The organism is Alkalicoccobacillus gibsonii, assembly GCF_016798245.1.
Taxonomy (GTDB): Bacteria; Bacillota; Bacilli; order Bacillales; family Bacillaceae_D; genus Alkalicoccobacillus; species Alkalicoccobacillus gibsonii.
On record NZ_JAEUZA010000001.1, the window covers coordinates 661893 to 683339 of the forward strand.

Below are 21447 nucleotides of genomic sequence, written 5' to 3' on the forward strand. Positions count from 1 at the left end.
TTCATATTTAATGAGACAATCTGTGTAAGAACGTGCGAAATTCCTGAAAATAGTTGACTTTCTTTAAAAGGATTTATAGTATTAAAGGGCTTCAAAGACTTATTTCCTGCTAGAAAAGAGGGTCTACTATGCGAGAAAACAACGAAAATGAAGAGCATTTGTCCAAGCGAAAAAATTGGATTTTGTTTAGTGTCATTGGAATTATAACGTTAGCTGTTATTTATTTAGCTATTTTTCAAGATGTATGGTACAGAGTGGTTGTTCTGACTGTATTAATGACTGGTGGTATTCTTATTTACCGACAGCTCGCAGCCATTCAAGCGTTACTGCAGCAAAAAGGGACAGGGGCCCAAACCTCAGTAACAGCTGAAGAAACGCCGCTGTCAGATCCAGAGTTGTTAGAAAAAGAAACAGAATTACAGCAGCTGGACCTGGACCGAACTCAAATGTTTGAAGAATTATTAAGCCGTTCTGCCATTGAAGAGCATGAAAAATCTGAGTACAGAGAAAAGATGGCCTATAAAACGTCTGAAACTTCACGTATAAGAGAAGAGCTTGGTCATGCTCCTAGTAAGCTACAATTAGTGTACGAAGGAACAAAAAAGTACTTCGTTAAAGATAACCCTATGAAAGAGATTGCGGCATCACTTGATTCAGAAATAATTGAAAATGGTACATTGTCTGAGTTGAATGATGAGATTCAGCGAATGATTCCGAGGCTTTCTAAAGAGAGCTTACAATCACTCGAGAAATCAAGTTATATGGACGAATCTTATAAGCTGACCCGTTCTGGCTACAAAGAGTTAGTACAGGCTGCTGAACAAATAAAATCATAAAGAAAGGCGAGCCATAATGGGGGCTCGCCTTTCTTCATTGATCGCATACAAAATAGAAAAGAGACCATTCAAGATGTGTTCTTATTCTCCTATCAACGCCTGACGAATACCTTGGAACACATCCGTATTATCAAGCTGACCATTAAAGAGAGAGGCCTTTGGTCCGTATGCATAGATTGGAACATCTATGGCCGTATGGTCGTTACTTGTCCAAGCCATTCCTGCCTTTTCACTGATGAGAGTGTTTATTGCAAGCTTTGGCTCCTTGTGATTCTTTATTTGATCTAACTCCTCTGTAGTGAAGCTCATTGAGGTTTGTTCTGTTAATACTTCCTCTAAATTTGAGTACTGCCGATCGACTAAAGAAAGCATATCTTCGCCAGTCATCTTTACATGTTGAAGATTCCCTGGGTTGAATTCATCATTTGGTTGGATGGATAAGCCACCAGTATCGTGGTCACCGGCCATAACGATTAACGTTTCTTGATCTTCCTCAGCAAATTCAAGAGCGACTTTTACAGCTTCTTCAAAGGCTTGTGAATCCTTCATCGCGTAAGCAGCATCATTATCATGACCCGCCCAGTCGATTTGACTTCCTTCAACCATTAAGAAGAACCCTTCTTCGGATTGAGACAAATGATCAATTGCGAATGATGTCATCTCGGCAAGCGATGGTTCTGTCGGAAGAGGACCAAAATCAGGCTCAAGGTCCTCATCAGCAAAAAGTCCGAGATACTTTTTAGAGGGGTCTGTCTCTGCAGAAAAGAGATTTCGTTTTGTTTCCATGTATGTATATCCATTTTGCTCAGCTTCTTGTATTAAATCAATGCCATCTTCCCTGATACCGCCTTGTTCAGGTGCCAAAAATTGATCTCGTCCTCCACCTAAAAGAACATCCAGATGCTCGTGTTGAACAAGCTGTTTCGCAATGCCTTCATAATCATTTCGACCATCAACACTTGTTGCAAAGGCAGCAGGAGTCGCATGAGTAATCGTTGATGTTGCAACCAATCCATTTTTCTTTCCAGCTTGTCCGGCTAAATCAACAATCGTTTGAAGTTTCTCGCCATCAGGTGATAAGCCAATAACACCATTGTTAGTTTTTACTCCTGTGGCAAAAGCTGTTCCAGCAGCAGCTGAATCGGTAATCATCGAATCAGCAGAGTGAGTGGAGATCATTCCAGAAAGCATTTGATACTCATCCCATACCGGTAACCCATCTTCTTTATACAGTCGATAGCTATCTGCATAAGCGGTGGAAAACCCATCAGGAATTAAAAAGATCGCATTTTTTACAACATCATGTTCACTCGTTCCGGTTTCACCCGAATCTGAACCGTACGCATGATAGAGGGGAAAGATTGAAGCCGTTACTAGCGTTGTAGCAACAAGTGTCATACTGATTTTCTTTTTCAATGAAAGAATCCTCCTTTTTGAATGGGGTACAAGGTCATTCTAACAGGAGGTTGTATCGTGCATATTTGGTTGGTGTTAACATGAAGTGAACGAATGTAAAGGTTGGCTACTCGTCTTTACAAAAAAAGTCGAAAGCTTAACCAGCTTTGTTTTAATGATGAAACGGTTCCGATCACTGCAAATCCGTAGCAAATACCCATTAAAATACCCAGTACAGTGCTTTGGCGATAGGTCATACATTTTGATAAATATAATCCAGCCGAAAGCCACCACGAAGGAAGGAACGGTAGCTTTACATAAGCGATTCGATTTAATAATTGTCCTAGTAAACAAAGAAGAGGGGCAAAGAACTCAATGTCAATAACGGCAGTTTGAACGAACGTAGTGATCACCCTGCTCGCTCCTTTTTTATGTTTTTTTGTAGTATGCTCAAAAAGAAATAACTTATCCGAAAAAAGAAAAAATCCTATGATATACTACAAAAAAAAAGAAAAAGGCTTGGAGGGTGCGCGATGTCTAGTGGTGTCATAAACTTGAATGATGTAAGCTTGCGGCGTCAATCAAAATTAATTCTTGAGCAAATCAATTGGCGCGTACATAAAGGGGAACATTGGGCGATCTTAGGAGCGAATGGATCAGGAAAGACTTCTTTATTAAAGTTAATAACAGGCTATGAATGGGCAACAACAGGATCAATTGAGGTGCTAGGCGAGAGGTTTGGTCATACTGCTGTGTATGAACTACGAAAGCGAATCGGTTGGCTGAGCGCATCGCTTGATGAGAAATATCGGAACTATGAAGGACTTTCGTGTGTTGATGTGATTATAAGTGGAAAGTACGCATCTGTGGGCATACATGAAACGGTTAGTGAAAAGGAGATTGAAGATGCGTTCACGTTAGCCCATGAAATGGGACTTAAAGAAGTCGCCCGCTCACAACTTCGAACGCTTTCTCAAGGGGAACGAAAAAAAACATTTTTTGCTCGGGCGTTGATGTCCTCCCCTGAAATTGTCATAGTTGATGAGCCAACAAGTGGGTTAGATTTGGCCGCAAGAGAGCATTTCCTCTCTAAACTAGAGACAATTCACACCAAATCAAATAGTCCATCTCTTTTATATGTGACTCATTACCCTGAGGAAATTATACCTGCAGTCACACATGTGCTGCTTTTAAAGGATGGAAAGATTGTAGCAGCGGACAAAAAAGAAAACGTGCTTACAGATGAACTATTGTCATATGCTTTTGGCATGCCGATTTATGTGAATTGGAGAGACGAACGCCCTTGGATTCAAATTGGAACCTATTCAAAACAGGAATTAAATCGATGAGGGGATCGCACGTAACCTTACGTCCTCTTACCCAAGGAGATGCAGAGGATTTACTCGCCATTCATATTCAGAATAAACATTTTTTTGAGCAATTTTCAATGGAACGACCGAACAACTACTATACGTTAGCATTCCAGGAACATGTGATTTCTCAATTTAATGAGCTTGCTTATCAAGGGATTGAATATCATTTTGCCATTTGCTCAAATCAATCAAACCAACTTGTAGGAGTAGTGGATCTTTTCCAATTGATTAGAGGGCCATTGCAACGAGCGATGATCGGTTATTTTATTAGCCAGAACGAAAATGGAAAAGGCTATGCAACAGATGCTTGCACGTTACTTACTGAATTTGCTTTTACAAACCTAAAGTTACATCGCCTTGAAGCTGCTGTTATGCCAGTAAATCAGGCATCCATCCGTGTACTCGAGAAGTCGGGTTATATTAAAGAAGGAACGGCTATAAAGAGTGTAAGGATCCATGGGAAGTGGGAGGATCATTACACGTTTGCTTGCATTAATCCGACTAATTAAGGAGTGTGAGAACATGTCAAATCCATCACAAACGGTTCTAATTTTTCTATTTAACGAGGTAGAGGTGTTAGATTTTGCTGGCCCCTTTGAAGTATTATCGTTAGCTCAAAAAAACAATCAACCTTTTTTTAATGTACGTACGATTTCGGAAACTGGAGAAGCCATTCGTGCTCGTAACGGTTTAACCGTTCTTCCGGATTATAGCTTTGACACATGGAAGGGAGATGCCGATCTTGTCATTATACCAGGGGGATACGGCGCAAGAGAGATAGAAATACATAATCAAAAAGTTTTAACATGGATTCAAGAGGTCTATGAACGTACGAACATTCTTGCATCTGTATGTACGGGAGCCTTTCTTCTTTCAGAGGCGGGTCTTTTGAACGGGAAGGCGGCCACAACACATTGGGCAAGTCTTGATCGTTTAGAAGTGGACTATCCTGAAGTACGATTTAAACGTGATGTGAAATTCGTAGATGAAGGAGGTATCGTAACCTCTGCTGGAATTTCTGCAGGTATTAACATGGCTTTTCATCTCGTGAAAAAGATAATTGGAGTAGAATCGGCAAGAGAAACAGCAAAACGAATGGAATATGACATTCTTCTTTAAATGAGAAAAGGCGAACCTCCAATGAATGGAGATCGCCTTTTCTTTATTCATTTATTCTGCGTAGCTTTCTTCAAGTTGAGTGATTAGGTCACCAACATAGTTTACAGCTGTTCGAATGGTATCTGGATTACTCATATCCACGCCTGCATCAGCAAATAGATCAAGAGCAGACTTCGTTCCACCAGCTTTTAACATGTCCAACCAACGGTCAATTGCAGGCTGTCCTTCTTCTTCAAACTGTTTGTAAGCAGCGGTAGAAGCAGTTAAACCGGCAGAATACGTATATGGATACAGTCCCATATAATAGTGAGGTTGTCTCATCCATGTGCGTCCAGCGCCTTCGTCTAATTGAACGGAATCTCCCCAGAAGCCTTCAAGTACTTGATTTTTTGTTAGACGAAGAGTGGTAGCAGTTAACGGTTCACCTGCTCCAGCTAATTCATAGACTCGTCTTTGGAACTCACCCTCAAGTAGATGTGTAACAAAATTATGATAATACGTTCCTAAGAATTGAAGGATAACCCAACGCTTCATCTGAGGATCGTTTGTTTCATTTAATAAGTGATTTCCAAGGATCAGTTCATTCATTGTAGATGGTCCCTCAATATTGTAAAGAGATGGACGAACTGAAGATAATGGCTGATGCTGATTTGCTAAATAGAAGTGACCAGCATGGCCTAATTCATGAGCAAGCATAAAGGCTCCACGCATGTTCCCAGTCCAGGTCATTAAAATATAAGGGTGTGCACCATATGGGCTTGAACAAAATGCACCCGTTCGTTTTCCAATATTACTAGAGCGATCAACCCAACGTTCGTTTAATGCCTTTTCTAACATCTGTGAATATTCGGGTCCCATGACCTTTAATGCTTCTTGTATGAGATCTGATACTTGTTGGAATGAAGTTTCCGGTTGGAAATCAGGATCGAGCGGTGCTTTTAAGTCACAGAATTTTAATTCATCCAAACCAAGGACGCGCTTTTTAAGTCGTGCAAATCGCTGCATATGAGGAGCCAGCTCTTTATAAATAATATCAAGCTGATTTGTATACATCTCTGTACTTACTTTTTGGTCGTGAAGTAACATCTCCGTTGCAGATTCATATGATCTAAGTTTGGCGAGCGTTACGTGTTTACCGACTTCTGTAGCATATGTTTGTGCGTACGTATTTTCATAGCTTGCTAATGTTTGGTCAAATGTAAGATATGCGTTTCTACGCTCATCAGTATCAGGTGATAATTCATATTGATCTTCAAACAAGGCAAAAGAAAGAGATTTCTCCTCCCCGTCTTTCCCTTTAAAAGAAGGAAAGGTCATATCGGCTGACTTACTAGCAGAATAAATGGCGTAAGGTGAGGAAAGCGTTGGCTGAAGTGCTTGTAACGCTTTTTCCGTTTCAGCATTCAAAGCATATGGTTTTTTAGAGAGAATCGTATCAAGTAGCACACGAAACTTCGATAATCCAGGTTGTTCCTCTCTAAAATGTGTAAGTGTAGGCTCTGGAATTGCCATGATTTCAGATTCAATAAATGATAAAGAAGCAGAGATGTCGGCTAAAATGTCTGTTGCCACTGCATAATCCGCTTGTGCTGATGCATTTGTGCCATCAACAGATAGTTTTAAATTTGCGTATGTAGAGATAAGAATAATTTGCTCCATTATGGATTCTCTAGCTTCTAAACAATTTAGAAGATTTTCAGAGCGCTCTGCCAGCTTACCAGCAAAGCTAGTTACACCTGCGACTGATGGTGCTAATGAATGAAGTGCTTTCTCCCATAATTCTCTTGTTTCAAAAAGATCAGTTAAGTCCCATGTTTCAGAATAATCAATCTGCGAACGATGTTTTAATGTACTCACCGCTTCATTCCTCCTTTTATTCGTATATCGAATTAAATGTAGTATACACTAATTTCCCGCATAAGTTTAGCGAAAAGTTCTAGTGATGACTATAGTAAAACAAACAAACATTCGCTACAATAGAGTGAGAAGATGATTAGGGGTGCATGTATGTTTAAGGAAAGTTTACAGCAAATTGTACGTGACCTTAAAGAAAATCCTTCTTTTAGGGAACAAATTGTGCACTGGCACGAACTAGAAGCAGTAGACGCTAAAACAAAAGCGTTTCCTCAGGATATGAACGAAAAGCTTGTTCAAGCTCTGCAACGTAGAGGAATTGGAGAGTTATATACTCACCAGGAGGCTGCATATACAGCTACAAGAAAAGGTGAAAACATTGTAGCTGTCACGCCTACGGCTTCGGGTAAGACCTTATGTTATAATTTACCTGTATTACAAAAGATCTCTGAAAAACATGAGAGCAGAGCTCTATATATTTTTCCAACAAAAGCATTAGCTCAAGATCAGATGAGTGAAATAAATGAACTAATTGAAGAGATGGATGTGCCTATTCGCTGTTTTACATATGATGGTGATACGGCCCCGTCTATTAGACAGGCAGTAAGAAAAGCAGGACATGTTGTTATAACAAATCCGGATATGCTTCATTCGGCTATTTTACCTCATCATACAAAGTGGGTTTCTTTTTTTGAGAACTTAGAATATGTGATTATTGATGAATTACACACGTACCGAGGTGTTTTTGGTAGTCATGTAGCGAATGTAATTAGACGACTAAAGCGAATAGCTGCGTATTACGGGGCAGATCCAACGTTCATCTGCACATCTGCAACGATTGCTAATCCAAAAGAGCTAGCTTCGGAGTTAACAGGAAAGCAAATGCGCTTAATTGATAATAATGGAGCGCCTAGAGGCAAGAAGCATTTTATCTTTTATAATCCTCCAATTGTAAATGAACCTCTAAATATTCGCCGGAGTGCAACGGTTGAGGTGAATGAGCTAGCCAAACGTTTTTTAACAAATGGTATTCAAACCATCGTATTTGCTCGCAGCAGGGTGCGAGTTGAAGTAATCTTGAGCCACTTACAAGAATTAATAAAAAAACGCTTTGGTCCAGATACGATTCGAGGATATCGTGGTGGTTATTTACCAAAGCAGCGTAGAGAGATTGAAAAAGGCTTACGTAATGGTGAGATTCTTGGAGTAGTAAGTACAAATGCATTAGAGCTTGGTGTAGATATTGGACAATTACAGGTTTGCTTAATGACAGGCTACCCTGGTTCTATTGCATCTGCTTGGCAGCAGGCAGGAAGAGCTGGAAGAAGACAAAACGAATCAGTCATTATCATGGTGGCAGGTTCCACACCAATTGATCAGTACATTATCGGTCATCCAGAAGCGTTCTTTGAGCGATCTCCTGAATCAGCCCGATTAAACCCGAATAATTTAATGATTTTAATTGATCATTTAAAATGTGCGGCTTATGAGCTTCCATTTAAACAAGGCGAAACGTTTGATGGCGTTGAAATAGAAGAAATTTTAGATTATCTTGCAGAACATCACGTCTTACATGAACGTGCCGATAAGTGGTATTGGATGAATGATGCGTTTCCGGCACACGGTATAAGTCTTCGTTCTGCCTCCCAAGAAAATGTAGTGATCATCGATCAAAGTGATGTCACGAACCATACAGTGATTGGTGAAATGGACCGGTTTAGTGCGATGACCTTGCTGCATGATGAAGCCATCTATCTTCATCAAGGTGTACAGTACCAGGTTGAATATCTTGATTGGGACGAGAGAAAAGCTTTTGTTAGAGAGGTTTCTGTTGAATACTACACAGATGCCAATCTTGCAGTGAAGTTAACGGTTTTAGAAGAGGACGATCAAAAGTCACGTGATACAACAAGTCTCTCGCTTGGAGATGTCATGGTTAACGCCAAAGCGACCATTTTCAAAAAAATTCGTATGAGTACATTTGAAAATATCGGCTCAGGACCCATTCACCTTTCTGAAGAAGAGCTTCATTCACAAGGGATGTGGATTAGCTTTGCGCCATCGTTAGTAAATCAATATGGCGAGGCTGCTCTTGAAGCTGCCCTTATGGGACTTGCTCATGTATTGGGAGCGGTGTGCCCTGTATTTGCTATGTGTGACCGAGCTGATATTCATGTGGTTCCGCAAATTAAAGCGGATCATTCTGAACAGCCCACTGTGTTTATCTACGATCGGTATCCAGGAGGCATTGGTCTCTCAAAAGAAATCTACCAAAAAATTGATTCTGTTCTACAGCATGTAGATGAGCTTATCTCATCTTGTATGTGCCAATCAGGCTGTCCTTCATGTGTAGGTGCAGAAAACCAAGTTCCCCCACTAAACACGAAACAATTAGTTAAGCAGTTACTTAAGGAATGGTTGACAGATCCTTATTAAATCCACTACTTACCATACAGGAGAGATTAATATGAATAACAATCTTCAAATCAATGTTTTTGAAACGAGTGATGTTCATGGTCACATTATGCCTCACAGGTACCGTACAGAGGACGATCTCCCACTTGGTTTAGCTAAAATTAATACGTTACTTAAAAAAGAGCGCGAGCAGAACTCACATCTATTTGTCATAGACAATGGGGATCTCATTCAGGGAACACCACTTACAACATATGTTTCTAAAAGGGATAACAGCAAACAGCATCCTCTTATTCGTGCGGCTAATATAGTAGGGTATGATGCAGCGATCATGGGTAACCATGAGTTTAATTTTGGAATCCAAACATTAAATCAAGCAGTAAAAGATTCTTCTTTTCCTTGGCTTGCTGCCAATATCTTAAATAGTGAAACAGGGGAGTGTTATTTCGGCACACCTTATCTAGTAAAAGAGTTTGAGGGAGCTAAGGTTGCTTTGCTTGGGCTGACGACTCAGTATATCCCGAATTGGGAGGACCCAAATCACATTGAAGGACTTATCTTTAAGGACTGTGTTGATACCGCTAAAAAATGGGTTCCATATATCCGAGAACACGAACAGCCTGATGTGTTAATAGTTTCTTATCACGGAGGATTCGAACGAAATCCAGTAAATGGAGAACCCGAGGAAAAAGAAACTGGAGAAAATCAAGGCTATGCTCTTTGTCATGAAGTTGATGGAATTGATTTATTATTAACAGGTCATCAGCACCGTTTACTGACAGGTACGTGCGGCGATGTAGCTATCTTGCAACCAGGAAGTTTTGGTTCAACGGTAGGAAAAGCAACGATTCAATTAGAAAAGCAAGAGAATTGCTGGACGATTAGCAGCGTACATACTGAGTTAGTAGAATTGTCAGATACAGAAGCTGACTCTGAAGTAGTTGAAGCCACAAAAGAAATTGAGCAAGAAGTTCAAGATTGGCTAGATGAACCCATTGGATTTGTAGAGGGTAGCTTGCAAATTGATGATGCCTTTCATGTTCGATTAAAAGAGCATCCTTTTATTGAATTTATCAATAAGGTTCAAATGGAAGCTTCTCAAACAGCGATTTCAAGTACAGCACTTTTTGATAATACATCTAAAGGATTTCCTGATACCATTACCATTCGAGATGTCATGTCTAATTATATCTACCCAAATACATTAAAGGTCCTTGAGGTTTCAGGATATGATCTAAAAGCGGCACTTGAACGTAGTGCAAGGTATTTTATGCTAACGGAAGGGGAGCCTGAGATTAACCCTGATTTCTTATATCCAAAACCACAGCATTATAACTACGATATGTGGGAAGGGATCAACTATACGATTGATCTTAGGAACCCCGAGGGTGAACGAGTGGTTCAATTAGAGGACGCGAGCGGCAAACCGATTAAAGGTGATCAAACGTATGAAGTGGTCATGAGCAACTATCGTGCAAGCGGTGGTGGAGAATACAGCATGTTCAAAGACAAGCCAGTTGTACGGGAAATGCAGGATGATATGACTGACTTAATTATACAATATGTCCAGAGGTACAAGACCATTTCATCAAATGTGAATCATAACTGGAAAGTTAATTGGAAGTAAATAAAAAAGCAGATCCGCTAGTTGGATCTGCTTTTTCTATTAAACGAGCTTTGCTCTGATTTTACCTGAGATAAAATCAACGAGGGTGATCATCACGATAATGCCTAGCAGGATAACCCCTACACGCTCCCAGTCACGTACTTGTAAGGCAAATATAAGAGGCGTACCAATTCCCCCGGCACCGATAATCCCAAGGATGGAGGCTGCTCGAATATTTACTTCAAATCGATACATAACGAAATTTAAATAACTTGGTAAAATCTGCGGTACAACCGCGAACCACAATGTTTTAATTGGGTTTGCACCAGTTGCAATTAATGCTTCTGTTGTACTTAAATTTACACTTTCTACATCATCAGAAAATAGCTTCCCGAGCATCCCAATTGAACCAATTCCAAGAGCTAATACCCCGGAGAAAGAACCTGGTCCTACTGCTTTAATGAAGATTAATGCGAAGATAATATCCGGGAACACACGAATGAAGCTAAGGACAAATTTACCAAACTGTGAAATTACACGAGATTTTACAATATTCCGAGCGGCTAAAAAGGCAAGTGGAATGCAAAAGACAGCCGCAATAAATGTTCCAAGAATCGCAATCGCTAATGTTTCAAGGAGTTTACGTAATAGATCCTCACCAGCAGGATCATATACATAGTCCCAATCAGGACTAAACAACCCTTCAAAAATCGCACGAACAAGTTGGCTCGACGTTTCTTTAACTTCAATCGTAGGTAAACCGGCAAATGCCCAAATGTAGATGAGCATGAGAATAATGATAACAACAAAACGTGTAAAGATCTTTTTCTTTTGTGGGTTCATGATAATTTCTCCCTTAGAGACGTACTGATAAAGTCAATAATCAGTACAACAATCAAGGTATATAGAATAATAGTGGACACTCTAGCGTAATCAAAGAATCCGAGTGCTTGGTCATAATACAAACCAATTCCACCTGCTCCTACTAGACCAAGTACAGCAGCTGCTCGTACATTTACCTCAAACGAATAGAGACTAAACGATAAAAATTGAGCGGTTACTTGAGGGATAACGCCGAACATCACTAATTTAATCTGATTCGCACCTACTGCACGCATGGCTTCAAGTGGCCCCTCGTCAATTCCTTCAATAGACTCATAGATCAGCTTACCGATAATCCCAAGTGAAAATCCAATTAACGCAAGGACACCGGAAAAAGCACCAATACCAAAAATCGCAACAAAGATTGCAGCTAGTAATAAATCGGGAATGGTACGAATCAAATTAAGTAACCAACGTGCAGGTACATTAATAAACGGTGTTTTTAAGACATTTCTTGCTGCAAGGAGAGCAAGTGGCATCGCAAGGATTGCACCAAATGTCGTTCCAAGAACGGCCATCCGAATGGTTTCAAGAATTGGTTCGGTTATACGAGTAAAGTAAGCCCAATCTGGAGGGATCATTTCCTTTACAAGGTCCCACATATTTGGAGCACCTTTTTGAAGATCAGAGAATGAAAACCCAACTACATGTCCGCTATACCATAGGATCGCTAGTATTAGTATGGCAGAGAAAGCTTGCTTGGTTTTTTTCTGCCGATAAGGTGAAGTAGATTTTGTTTTTGAAGAGGATGTACTCATGCATTTACACCTAGCATTTCTTTGTCGTCAATTGGACGACCGTAAATCTCGGCAAATGCTTCGTCTGTCGCTTCTTCTACTGGACCATCAAAAACAATTTCACCAGCTCTTAAACCGATAATACGTGTTGCATACGCTCTAGCTAAATCAATAAAGTGTAAATTAACAATTGTCGTAATTCCTAAGTCTTCATTAATACGTTTTAAGTCATCCATCACTTGCTTTGTTGTTAATGGATCAAGTGAAGCGACAGGCTCATCCGCTAAAATAATTTTTGCTTCTTGGGCCAACGCTCGCGCAATGGATACACGCTGCTGTTGACCTCCAGATAGTTCATCTGCTCTTGAGAAGGCTTTATCAGGTATATTCACACGCTCTAATGCTTTCATAGCAAGATCTTTGTCTTCTTTAGGAAAAAGACCAAAAATCATTTTTAATGTAGAGTGATAGCCAACACGCCCTGATAAAACATTACGAAAAACAGAAGATCTTCTTACTAGGTTAAAGTTTTGAAAGATCATGCCGATATCACGTCTAATTCGATATAAGCCCTTACCTTTAGCTTTAGTAATAGACTCTCCATCGATTAAGATTTCACCTTCAGAAATTTCATGTAATCGGTTAATAGAGCGGAGCATCGTCGATTTCCCTGCACCTGATAAACCAACAATCACAACGAACTCGCCCTTTTCAATAGTTACATTCATATTATTAAGGCCTTTTGTTCCATTTGGGTATACTTTTGAAACATTTTTAAATTCGATCATTGATAAATCCTACCTTCTATTAGGAATCGTAAAAGGCCGGTGATTCCGCATGGTACGGAACCACCAGCCACTAACATACAGTTACTTCTACTTGACGACTCAGTACAAACTACTCTGTTTTAACTTTTTCGTTATACTCGCGAACGGTTTCAAAGTTGCTATCATCCGACTCTACATAGCCTTCGTGTGTGTAAACGTCTTTGATGATTTCTCGACCTTCATCATCTTTACCAATTGCAATAAACGCTTGTTGGATTTTTTCTTTCCATTCTTCATCCATGCCAGGGAGAACAGCGATTGTGTCGTTTGGAATTGGTTCTGTAAATTCAAGGATTTCAGTGTCTTCAAAAACAGTAGGGTAGTCACCTTTAACAACGTTACGCGCATCTTGGAACGTTGCAGCTGCATCAACATCACCATTTAGTAGAGAAACGATCGCTAGGTCATGTCCTTTTAATGTAACAGGCTCAACGTCTGTAAGTGGGTCAAGTCCAGCATCAATCAATACAGCTGCTGGCCATACATAACCGGCAGAAGACGTTACACTTTGGTAACCCATCTTTTTACCTTTTAGATCTTCAATACTTTTAATACCAGAATCCTTTTTCACGATAATTTGAGACTTGTAGAAGTCTACTAATTCATCTGTAGGAGAACCATCTTCATCATTTACTCCATAACGTTGAGACTGAAGGATAACTTCTGCAGCTCCACGCTCTTCTGCTAACACATATGCAGTTGGAGGAAGAAACCCTACATCAACTTGCTCAGAAGCCATCGCTTCTACAATCGTGTTGTAGTCAGTTGAAACACTTACTGTAACTGGAATATTAAGCTCTGCCTCAAGAAGATCTTCAAGCGGTTTAGCTTTTGCTTCAAGAGAATCAGCATTTTGAGAAGGAACAAATTGAACTTTTAGTTCTTCAGGAACATAGCCTGTTGATTCTTCAGTACCTTCTTCATTACCACCAATTGCTGTTTCTTCGTTGTCAGAATCACCACTACCACAGCCTGCAAGAAGTGCAGCTGCTAGAGTAAATGTTAATCCAGTACCAAACAAATGTTTTTTCATTAAAATAGACCCCCTAATAATATGTATAAGATTAGCAAACAAACATCATTATAACAGAGCATTATTAAAAACATGTAAAAGTTTCGTAAATGATAGAGTGATGATTAGATTATAGACTCAGGATCCTACTTCCCTCCTATAGAACTATATCCTCCTGAAAAAAGTATAGATTCAAATAGTCATTTCTCTTATTAAAGGTCTAACAACTCGTACCAGTTTATTATACAATGTCTAAATTATAAGACAATAACTTTTGTAATAAAATTTATCAATCTCTATCATTATTGAAAAATGTGTGAAAGAGAAAATGTAGATAAGCAAACAAACATTCGCTATAATGGAGGGACATAAACGATTAGCGAGGTTTTACAATGAATATTCGTTCAAAGCTTAGTCGGTTAAAAGGTCATACAGGGATTGAAGAGAAAAGTGATTCATCTCTTAAAGAGAAAAGCAGGGGAGAAAAAGAGTCTTCCCCTTCGAGTGAGATAGACCATCAATGGCAGGCATTCGGTGCTAGGATAAAGAGGCTTGATGAACAATATGTAATCGCTAGAGAAATCGTTTATCCTTTAACGGATCTGCATGGTAAGTACACGTTTGATCAACTCTTTGAGGCTTGTTCACTATGGAAACAAGGAAACATTAATCATCCACTTTCAGCAGTGGATGTAGAACCAGATCAATTGATTTTTTTTGATACGGAAACAACAGGACTATACACCGGGGCAGGGCATCATATTTTTTTACTTGGCTATGCTCAAGTAAAGTCAGACGGGGTATACGTAAAACAATATTTATTACCTGGTCCAGAATCCGAAGCTGCCCTATATTATTATTTTTTAAGTGAGGTTGATAACTTAAGTCATCTTGTTACGTATAATGGAAAAGCCTTTGATTGGCCCCAGGTAAAAACTCGCCATACGTTTGTTCGAGACCAGGTGCCAAAGTTGCCTGCTTTTGGACATTTTGATTTGCTACATGCTGCTAGACGATTATGGAGTCAAGAATTGCCATCTTGCAAGCTACCGATAGTCGAAGAACATAAATTGAATTTTGCTCGTAAACATGACACACCAAGTTACCTTGTACCCATGCTATATTTTGACTTTGTAAAAGAACAAGATCCAACTTTGATGGAAGGTGTGTTAAAGCACCACGAGTGGGATCTTTTATCTTTAATTACTCTATATTGTAAGCTTTCTTTTAAACTAACTGATCATCCTGACGAGCTTTCTAACGAATCAGAGAGTTATGAGCTCGGACGTTGGTATGCATCACTTGGTGAAATAGAGCCAGCGACTCGTTTTTTAAAAAGAGGAATGTTGAGTTCTAGAGGGGATATTGTCTCTAAGAGTATATTTGAATATGCGGAACTATTAAAAAAACAAAAAAAGCTGCGTGAGGCACTGACCTATTATCAACAATCCATTGATTTAGAATATAGAGTCACTGAGGCTGCTCTTGAATGCGCGAAAATGATGGAGCACTCAGAAAAAGATCTTTTAAGCGCTATTGATTTTACTCGAATTGCACTAAATGAATTATCATCAGTTTCAATTAAGAAACGATCTAAGCTTCAATTAGATCTTACAAAGCGTATGAATCGATTGGAATCAAAGCTAAGAAAATAATGAATCATTTCCTGGGGAAGCGCATAAACACTCATATTTCAGCATCTTTTGTACAGTTAAGATGAGAAATATGTTTGAAGCTGTAGAATTTTGATTAATTAGGGTCCTGGTTTAAAGCCTTCCAAAGAGATTCACCTAAAATAGGTCATACAACTAGTACACATATAGTGACATGAACATAGGTTATTAGTGATTCTAAATATAAAGGAGGCACTAATCCTATGTATGGAAAGAAAAAACACTGTAAACCTTGTCAATCATTTAACCCTTGCCCGACGTTACCTGCTTTCACTCAGAAGCCTACTACAACAAAAATGATGCCTGCGATCATTCATCCAACGAAACATAGTGTGGTGGAGAAAACGTGTGAGTATATCGTTCCTGAGGTTCATCCAACTCACACTGATTACGTAACAAATCATGTGTATAAGCATGTACACAGCTGCCCACACACTGAAGCTAACCATCAAAATGTGAGCAACCAACAATTCATGGCTAACAACCCAGTAATGGGAGCACAAAGCAATATGCCAGTAATGGGAGCACAAAGCAATATGCCAGTAATGGGTGCGCAGAGCAATATGCCAGTAATGGGAGCACAGAGCAATATGCCGGTAATGGGAGCGCAAAGCAACATGCCGGTAATGGGAGCGCAGAGCAACATGCCAGTAATGGGCGCACAAAACAACATGCCTAACTGGCCAGTAATGGGTGCACAATCAGGTAAAAAACGATAAACTAGTGTAATGGTACGAATCGGGTCCTTAGGGGCCCGTCTTTTTTAGGAGGTTGATATGAAGACGTTACTTGTTACAGGTTATAAACCCCATGAGTTAGGGATTTTTGATCATAAACACATCGGTATCACATACATAAAAAAAGCGTTACAGAAAAGATATATTCCATTAATAGAAGAAGGAATCGAATGGATTATGATTAGTGGTCAGCCTGGTGTAGAGTTATGGGCTGCTGAATGTGCATACGAATTAAAGAAATTGTATCCGGAATTAAAAGTGGCTGTCTTACCACCGTTTCTAGAGCAAGAAGCTCAATGGAAAGAAGAGTCCAAGGAAAGATATCGTGAAGTATTAAATCAAGCTGACTTTGTGAAACCTATTACAAATCGAGCGTATGAGAGTCCGTCACAACTACGACTAAAAAACGATTTTTTAATCGAAAAATCCGATGCACTACTTGTTCTCTATGACCATGATCAACCAGGAACTCCAAAATTTTATTTAGAGCCAGCTCTAAAAAAACAAAATAGTGTAGCCGACTATCCTATTTTTTATTTAACACCAGAGGATATTGAGGATGCTAGAAGAGAAGAAGAAATGGACTGGTAAAAGCCAACAGAAACAAAATTGACTTTTGACGGGACTTTTGAAAAAATATAAGTGAGATAATACAGTAAAGAAAAAAGCAGGGGTGATTTGAATGAACAATCAAGAGATTAAACATTCAGCAAAAGAAATTTTGAATAAAGACTTTAAAACAAGCATGAGAGGGTATAACCCAGACGAGGTAGACAAATTTTTGGATTCGATTATTCAAGATTATGAGCTTTATGAAAAGAAGGTTGAAGCGCTTGAGCTTGAGTTACAGCAGCTTCGTCAAGAAAACAAGAAATTACAAGAAAGACCTGTAAGACAAGCATCAAGCTCATCCCCTTCATCAAATAATACGAATTATGATATTCTGCAGCGCCTTTCGAATCTAGAGAAAAAAGTATTTGGAAGTAAGATGTACGAATAACTGAAGGAGGCTCCATAATGATTGATGTTTATTTTGATGGAGCGAGTTCCGGTAATCCTGGTCTATCGGGAGCTGGAATTTTTATTAACTTTAAAAATGGAAAGGTTGAAGAGCATGCAATACCGCTTTCAGCCATGTCCAATCATGAAGCCGAATATGAAGCCTTTCTTTTTGCTCTCAAACGTTGTTTAGAGTTAAAGCTAGAACATGTCTCTTTTCGTACAGATTCGCAACTAATTGATGACGCGGTTGAAAGGCAACATGTGAGGAACCCTCTTTATAAACCGTACCTAGATGAAGCTTTAACTCTTATCGGTCAATTCGAATCCTTTTATCTTAAATGGGTGCCAAGTAAGTTAAATGGAAATGCTGATCGCCTGGCCAAACAAGGAATTTTGCTTCAAAAGAAGAACAGATGAAAACAAAACTTGCGTTTCATCCCGAAACAAGCTATATTAGATAAGCGCGTTTGCGTATCAGGTTTAAGTTAAGCATTCAGGTGGCCGCTGTGTAGCAATGCATAGAGGAAAGTCCATGCTCGCACGGGCTGAGATGCCCGTAGTGTTCGTGCCTAGCCAATTCATAAGCTAGGGTAGTCAGGTAACTGGCTAACGGCAGGAGAATTGCCTAAGTCTTTGTGGATATGGTAAACACTCCTTGAAAGTGCCACAGTGACGGAGTCCATTTGGAAACAAATGGAGTGGAACGAGGTAAACCCCTCGAGCGAGAAACCCAAAAATAGGTAGGGGCATTTTCTGATTTGGAATCAAACAAAATCAGAAGGACAGGAGTTACTCCTGTAGATAGATGGTCACCACCAGCGTACGAGGCTCATCACCGCTTGCAGTACAATGGAACAGAACATGGCTTATCGAGTGCTTAACGATGTTTGACTGATTAACTAATCATACGTGTAAAAAATCCCTTATGTGGGATTTTTTTAATTTGTTTGACCCCTTTAATGCATAAACACGTCTATGCATGTAAATTTTTGTTTACTTGTTCTGAAAATTCAATTAACATAAAGAGGAATTACATAGATAAAGAGGGGGAAATCATGATGCTAAAAAAATGGGGTATTGGAGTAACCGCATCAACTGTTATTCTAGCTCTAACTGCCTGTGGTAACGGGAATGAAGAAGAAGGAACAGGAGGAGCTGAAGATACAGAAGAAGCGTCATTTACAATTGGCGCCACTCAAATCTTAGAGCACCCGTCCTTAGATGCAGCTTATAAAGGGTTTCAGGATGCACTAGAAGATGCAGGAATTAACGTTGACTACTCTTTTCAGTCAGCTCAAGGGGACCCGAACAATACCTCAACCATAGCTACAAACTTCGTTTCAGATGGAGTAGATTTAATATTTGCTAATTCAACACCAAGTGCGATTAGTGCGTTACAAGCTACTCAAGACATTCCCATTGTCTTTACTTCTGTCACAGATCCGGTAGAAGCAGGTCTTGTTACAGCGCTTGACGAGCCTGGTGAATTAATTACAGGAGTAAGAGATCTTCATCCAGAAGCGATTAGTGATACAATCGCTTTTATAGAAGAGAATTTCCCGGATTCAACTATTGGTCTTGTTTATAATGCAGGTGAATCAAATTCGGTTGTTCAAATTGACGCCATTAAAGGTGAAGTAGAGGGTACTTCATTAAGTACAACAGAACGAACAGTTGCAACGTCTGCAGATGTCCAGTCCGCAGCAACGGCGCTTGCTGATGATGCTGATCTAATCTATCTTGTCACGGATAATACAGTCATCTCTGCTTTAGAGTCCATTGTAGGTATTGCGAATGATCGTGACCTACCGCTGATTGCAAGTGATCCTGAATCGCTTGATTCTGGAGCATTTGCAGCTTTCGGTGTAGATTTTCATACACTTGGTTATCAGGCTGGTGAAATGGCTGTAGAGATCTTAAGTGAAGATAAATCACCAAGTGAATTACCAGTCCAATCACCAGCTGAAATTAATTTAGTGATCAATCGTGAAGCTGCAGAAGCACAAGGAATTGAATGGAAAGACGAATGGGAAGACGCTGCAAACACATATGAATCTAATTGATAAGAATAGACCGACCTCTTTAATAGGTCGGTCTTACGTTTAAAGGAGAAGTGGTACTATGCTTGCACTCTACGGGGCATTAGAGCTTGGATTTATTTACGCCATTATGGCGCTTGGAGTCTATTTAACGTTTCGAATTTTGGATTTCCCGGACTTAACAGTAGATGGAAGTTTTGTAACTGGGGCTGCGGTTGCGGCCATATCTATCGTGAATGGAGTTGACCCTTTTGCCGCAACGATACTTGCCGTTTTAGCAGGTTTTGTAGCTGGTTGTATAACAGGGCTTCTTCATACAAAAGGAAGTATTAACCCATTGCTCGCAGGAATTCTAATGATGATCGCTCTTTATTCAATTAATCTGCGTATTATGGGGATGCCTCGTGTTTCCTTATTAAATGAACCGACCGTTTTTGCGTGGGTACGGGAAAGATGGGATGCGCTTGGCTTAGACCAAGCATTCCGCTCCTTTTTTGAAGGTATTGGACTAACAACGCTACCGTCAACATGGTCACTTTTGTTTGTTATGCTTGTATTAATCATCGTAATCAAAGTAATTACCGATTATTTTCTTAAAACAGAGGTTGGTCTTGCAATACGAGCTACAGGTGATAACAAGCGGATGATCCGTAGCTTTTCAGCGAATACCGACCACTACATCATATTGGGTCTTGGACTATCAAATGGATTAGTCGCGTTATCGGGTTCATTAATCGCTCAGCAAGGTGGATTTGCTGATGCTGGTATGGGAATTGGGATGATTATCATCGGGTTGGCTTCAGTTATTATAGGTGAGGCTTTGTTTGGTACTAAATCGATCTTTCGGACAACCTTAGCCGTCATTTTTGGAGCCATTATTTATCGGATTGTTGTTGCATTCGCATTAAAGGTTGATTTTCTTGAAGCGGGTGATATGAAGTTAATTACAGCTATTCTCGTTATCGTTGCATTGATCTCACCAAAGGTTATCGAGAAACAGCGAGATCGTATGAAGCGAAAGCAAAAGCATCGATTGGCTAAAAAGGAAGGAGGCACAAATCATGCTAAATCTGCGTAATGTGTCCCTTACATTTAACGAAGGCACGTCTGATGAAAAAAAGGCATTGCAAACGATTGACCTTCAATTAAAAAAAGGAGACTTCGTCACGATTATTGGAAGTAATGGTGCTGGTAAGTCTACGTTAATGAACGTGATCTCTGGAGCTCTGTTACCGGATGAAGGAGATGTACAAATTGATGGGAAAACAGTCATTAAGCATCAGGAATACAAACGTTCTGCGCTCATTGGCCGGGTTTTTCAAGATCCTATGGCAGGTACGGCTCCGACAATGACAATTGAAGAGAATTTAGCCATTGCGTATTCGAGAAATCGTAAACGTACGTTAAAGCCAGGTGTCAATAAACAACGAAAATCTTTTTTTAAAGAGTCGCTTGAAACGCTTCACCTAGGACTTGAAAATCGTTTATCAGCTAAGGTTGGTATGCTATCAGGTGGTGAAAGGCAGGCATTATCTCTTTTAATGGCTACATTTACTGAACCGAGCATTCTTTTACTCGATGAGCATACCGCTGCCCTAGATCCATCAAAACAAGAGTTAATCACGAATTTAACACGTGAAATTGTTGATCGACATCAATTAACGACATTAATGGTTACACATAATATGCAGCAAGCCATTGATTTAGGGAATCGACTCATTATGATGGACCAAGGAAAGATCATCTTAGATGTACCAGAATCTAAAAAACAGCATATGACTGTTGAAGGGTTATTGTCTGAGTTCAAACGTATTCGCGGTACACAAATTGAAAGTGATCGAGCTGTACTAGGATAATTAGATAAAAACTCATTCGCTCTTGCGGATGAGTTTTTTTGTCGTATTTTAAACTGGTCTAAAATGACACTTGTGTTCCTCAAA

General features: G+C 39.7%; 21 protein-coding genes and 1 other RNA gene. 15 read left to right on the top strand and 7 right to left on the bottom strand.

Going from position 1 to position 21447, the window contains the following annotated elements:
• Positions 1 to 128: 128 nt before the first annotated feature.
• The gene (locus JNO66_RS03620) at positions 129 to 836 is read left to right on the top strand and encodes a molybdopterin-binding domain-containing protein (protein ID WP_203086831.1); all 708 of its coding nucleotides are present in this window, start codon (positions 129 to 131) and stop codon (positions 834 to 836) included.
• Positions 837 to 917: 81 nt separating this feature from the next.
• On the opposite strand, the gene JNO66_RS03625 is transcribed toward JNO66_RS03620, so the two are convergent.
• On the bottom strand, positions 918 to 2252 hold the full coding sequence (locus tag JNO66_RS03625) for an alkaline phosphatase (RefSeq protein WP_203086832.1): 1335 nt from the start codon (positions 2250 to 2252) through the stop codon (positions 918 to 920).
• Positions 2253 to 2368: 116 nt separating this feature from the next.
• Positions 2369 to 2644: a hypothetical protein gene (locus JNO66_RS03630; RefSeq protein WP_203086833.1), complete on the bottom strand. Its 276-nt coding sequence runs from the start codon at positions 2642 to 2644 to the stop codon at positions 2369 to 2371.
• Between the two features lie 120 nt (positions 2645 to 2764).
• Here JNO66_RS03630 and JNO66_RS03635 point away from each other — a divergent pair, with 120 nt between their 5' ends.
• Genes JNO66_RS03635 through JNO66_RS03645 form a run of 3 tightly spaced genes read left to right on the top strand, consistent with a single transcriptional unit; the run spans position 2765 to position 4723 of the window.
• Positions 2765 to 3580, top strand: a complete 816-nt coding sequence (locus tag JNO66_RS03635) for an ABC transporter ATP-binding protein (protein WP_203086834.1) — start codon at positions 2765 to 2767, stop codon at positions 3578 to 3580.
• Positions 3577 to 4113, top strand: coding sequence for a GNAT family N-acetyltransferase (locus JNO66_RS03640; protein WP_203086835.1), 537 nt, complete (start codon positions 3577 to 3579; stop codon positions 4111 to 4113). The genes JNO66_RS03635 and JNO66_RS03640 overlap by 4 nt, the downstream gene beginning before the upstream one ends.
• Positions 4114 to 4126: 13 nt before the next feature.
• The gene (locus tag JNO66_RS03645; RefSeq protein WP_203086836.1) at positions 4127 to 4723 is read left to right on the top strand and encodes a DJ-1/PfpI family protein; all 597 of its coding nucleotides are present in this window, start codon (positions 4127 to 4129) and stop codon (positions 4721 to 4723) included.
• Between the two features lie 51 nt (positions 4724 to 4774).
• On the opposite strand, the gene pepF is transcribed toward JNO66_RS03645, so the two are convergent.
• Positions 4775 to 6580, bottom strand: a complete 1806-nt coding sequence (pepF, locus tag JNO66_RS03650; protein WP_203086837.1) for an oligoendopeptidase F — start codon at positions 6578 to 6580, stop codon at positions 4775 to 4777.
• Positions 6581 to 6730: 150 nt separating this feature from the next.
• Between pepF and JNO66_RS03655 the strand changes: the two genes are divergently transcribed.
• A complete protein-coding gene (locus JNO66_RS03655; protein WP_203086838.1) occupies positions 6731 to 9013 on the top strand; it encodes a DEAD/DEAH box helicase in 2283 nt (760 codons plus the stop codon).
• Between the two features lie 25 nt (positions 9014 to 9038).
• Entirely contained in the window at positions 9039 to 10619 is a 1581-nt protein-coding gene (locus tag JNO66_RS03660) for a bifunctional metallophosphatase/5'-nucleotidase (RefSeq protein ID WP_373367155.1), read from the top strand.
• Between the two features lie 39 nt (positions 10620 to 10658).
• Here JNO66_RS03660 and phnE (JNO66_RS03665) read toward each other — a convergent pair whose 3' ends face one another.
• From phnE (JNO66_RS03665) to JNO66_RS03680, 4 genes are all read right to left on the bottom strand, one after another.
• Positions 10659 to 11441 (bottom strand): phosphonate ABC transporter, permease protein PhnE, encoded by a 783-nt coding sequence (phnE, locus tag JNO66_RS03665; protein ID WP_203086840.1) that lies wholly within the window; start codon positions 11439 to 11441, stop codon positions 10659 to 10661.
• Positions 11438 to 12238, bottom strand: coding sequence for a phosphonate ABC transporter, permease protein PhnE (gene phnE, locus JNO66_RS03670; RefSeq protein WP_203086841.1), 801 nt, complete (start codon positions 12236 to 12238; stop codon positions 11438 to 11440). The genes phnE (JNO66_RS03665) and phnE (JNO66_RS03670) overlap by 4 nt, the downstream gene beginning before the upstream one ends.
• Positions 12235 to 13005 carry a phosphonate ABC transporter ATP-binding protein gene (gene phnC / locus JNO66_RS03675; protein WP_203086842.1) on the bottom strand — a complete coding sequence of 257 codons (771 nt, stop codon included), beginning with the start codon at positions 13003 to 13005 and terminating at the stop codon, positions 12235 to 12237. The genes phnE (JNO66_RS03670) and phnC overlap by 4 nt, the downstream gene beginning before the upstream one ends.
• A 109-nt stretch (positions 13006 to 13114) precedes the next feature.
• Positions 13115 to 14077, bottom strand: a complete 963-nt coding sequence (locus JNO66_RS03680) for a phosphate/phosphite/phosphonate ABC transporter substrate-binding protein (protein WP_203086843.1) — start codon at positions 14075 to 14077, stop codon at positions 13115 to 13117.
• A 371-nt stretch (positions 14078 to 14448) separates the two neighbouring features.
• Here JNO66_RS03680 and JNO66_RS03685 point away from each other — a divergent pair, with 371 nt between their 5' ends.
• The 9 genes from JNO66_RS03685 to JNO66_RS03725 all read left to right on the top strand — a co-directional run bounded on the left by JNO66_RS03685 (position 14449) and on the right by JNO66_RS03725 (position 21363).
• Complete coding sequence (locus JNO66_RS03685) at positions 14449 to 15711, top strand: ribonuclease H-like domain-containing protein (protein WP_203086844.1); 1263 nt, start codon at positions 14449 to 14451, stop codon at positions 15709 to 15711.
• Positions 15712 to 15932: 221 nt separating this feature from the next.
• Positions 15933 to 16448 carry a spore coat protein gene (locus JNO66_RS03690; protein ID WP_203086845.1) on the top strand — a complete coding sequence of 172 codons (516 nt, stop codon included), beginning with the start codon at positions 15933 to 15935 and terminating at the stop codon, positions 16446 to 16448.
• 57 nt (positions 16449 to 16505) lie between these two features.
• Positions 16506 to 17057, top strand: a complete 552-nt coding sequence (locus JNO66_RS03695) for an SLOG family protein (protein ID WP_203086846.1) — start codon at positions 16506 to 16508, stop codon at positions 17055 to 17057.
• A 91-nt stretch (positions 17058 to 17148) separates the two neighbouring features.
• A complete protein-coding gene (gpsB, locus tag JNO66_RS03700; protein ID WP_203086847.1) occupies positions 17149 to 17466 on the top strand; it encodes a cell division regulator GpsB in 318 nt (105 codons plus the stop codon).
• 17 nt (positions 17467 to 17483) lie between these two features.
• Positions 17484 to 17885 carry a reverse transcriptase-like protein gene (locus JNO66_RS03705; protein WP_203086848.1) on the top strand — a complete coding sequence of 134 codons (402 nt, stop codon included), beginning with the start codon at positions 17484 to 17486 and terminating at the stop codon, positions 17883 to 17885.
• 72 nt (positions 17886 to 17957) lie between these two features.
• Positions 17958 to 18342, top strand: an RNA gene (gene rnpB, locus JNO66_RS03710) — RNase P RNA component class B.
• A gap of 184 nt (positions 18343 to 18526) precedes the next feature.
• Complete coding sequence (locus JNO66_RS03715; RefSeq protein WP_203087492.1) at positions 18527 to 19531, top strand: ABC transporter substrate-binding protein; 1005 nt, start codon at positions 18527 to 18529, stop codon at positions 19529 to 19531.
• 58 nt (positions 19532 to 19589) lie between these two features.
• The gene (locus JNO66_RS03720) at positions 19590 to 20585 is read left to right on the top strand and encodes an ABC transporter permease (protein WP_203086849.1); all 996 of its coding nucleotides are present in this window, start codon (positions 19590 to 19592) and stop codon (positions 20583 to 20585) included.
• The gene (locus JNO66_RS03725; RefSeq protein WP_203086850.1) at positions 20569 to 21363 is read left to right on the top strand and encodes an ABC transporter ATP-binding protein; all 795 of its coding nucleotides are present in this window, start codon (positions 20569 to 20571) and stop codon (positions 21361 to 21363) included. Before JNO66_RS03720 ends, JNO66_RS03725 begins: the two co-directional genes overlap by 17 nt.
• Positions 21364 to 21447: the final 84 nt, after the last annotated feature.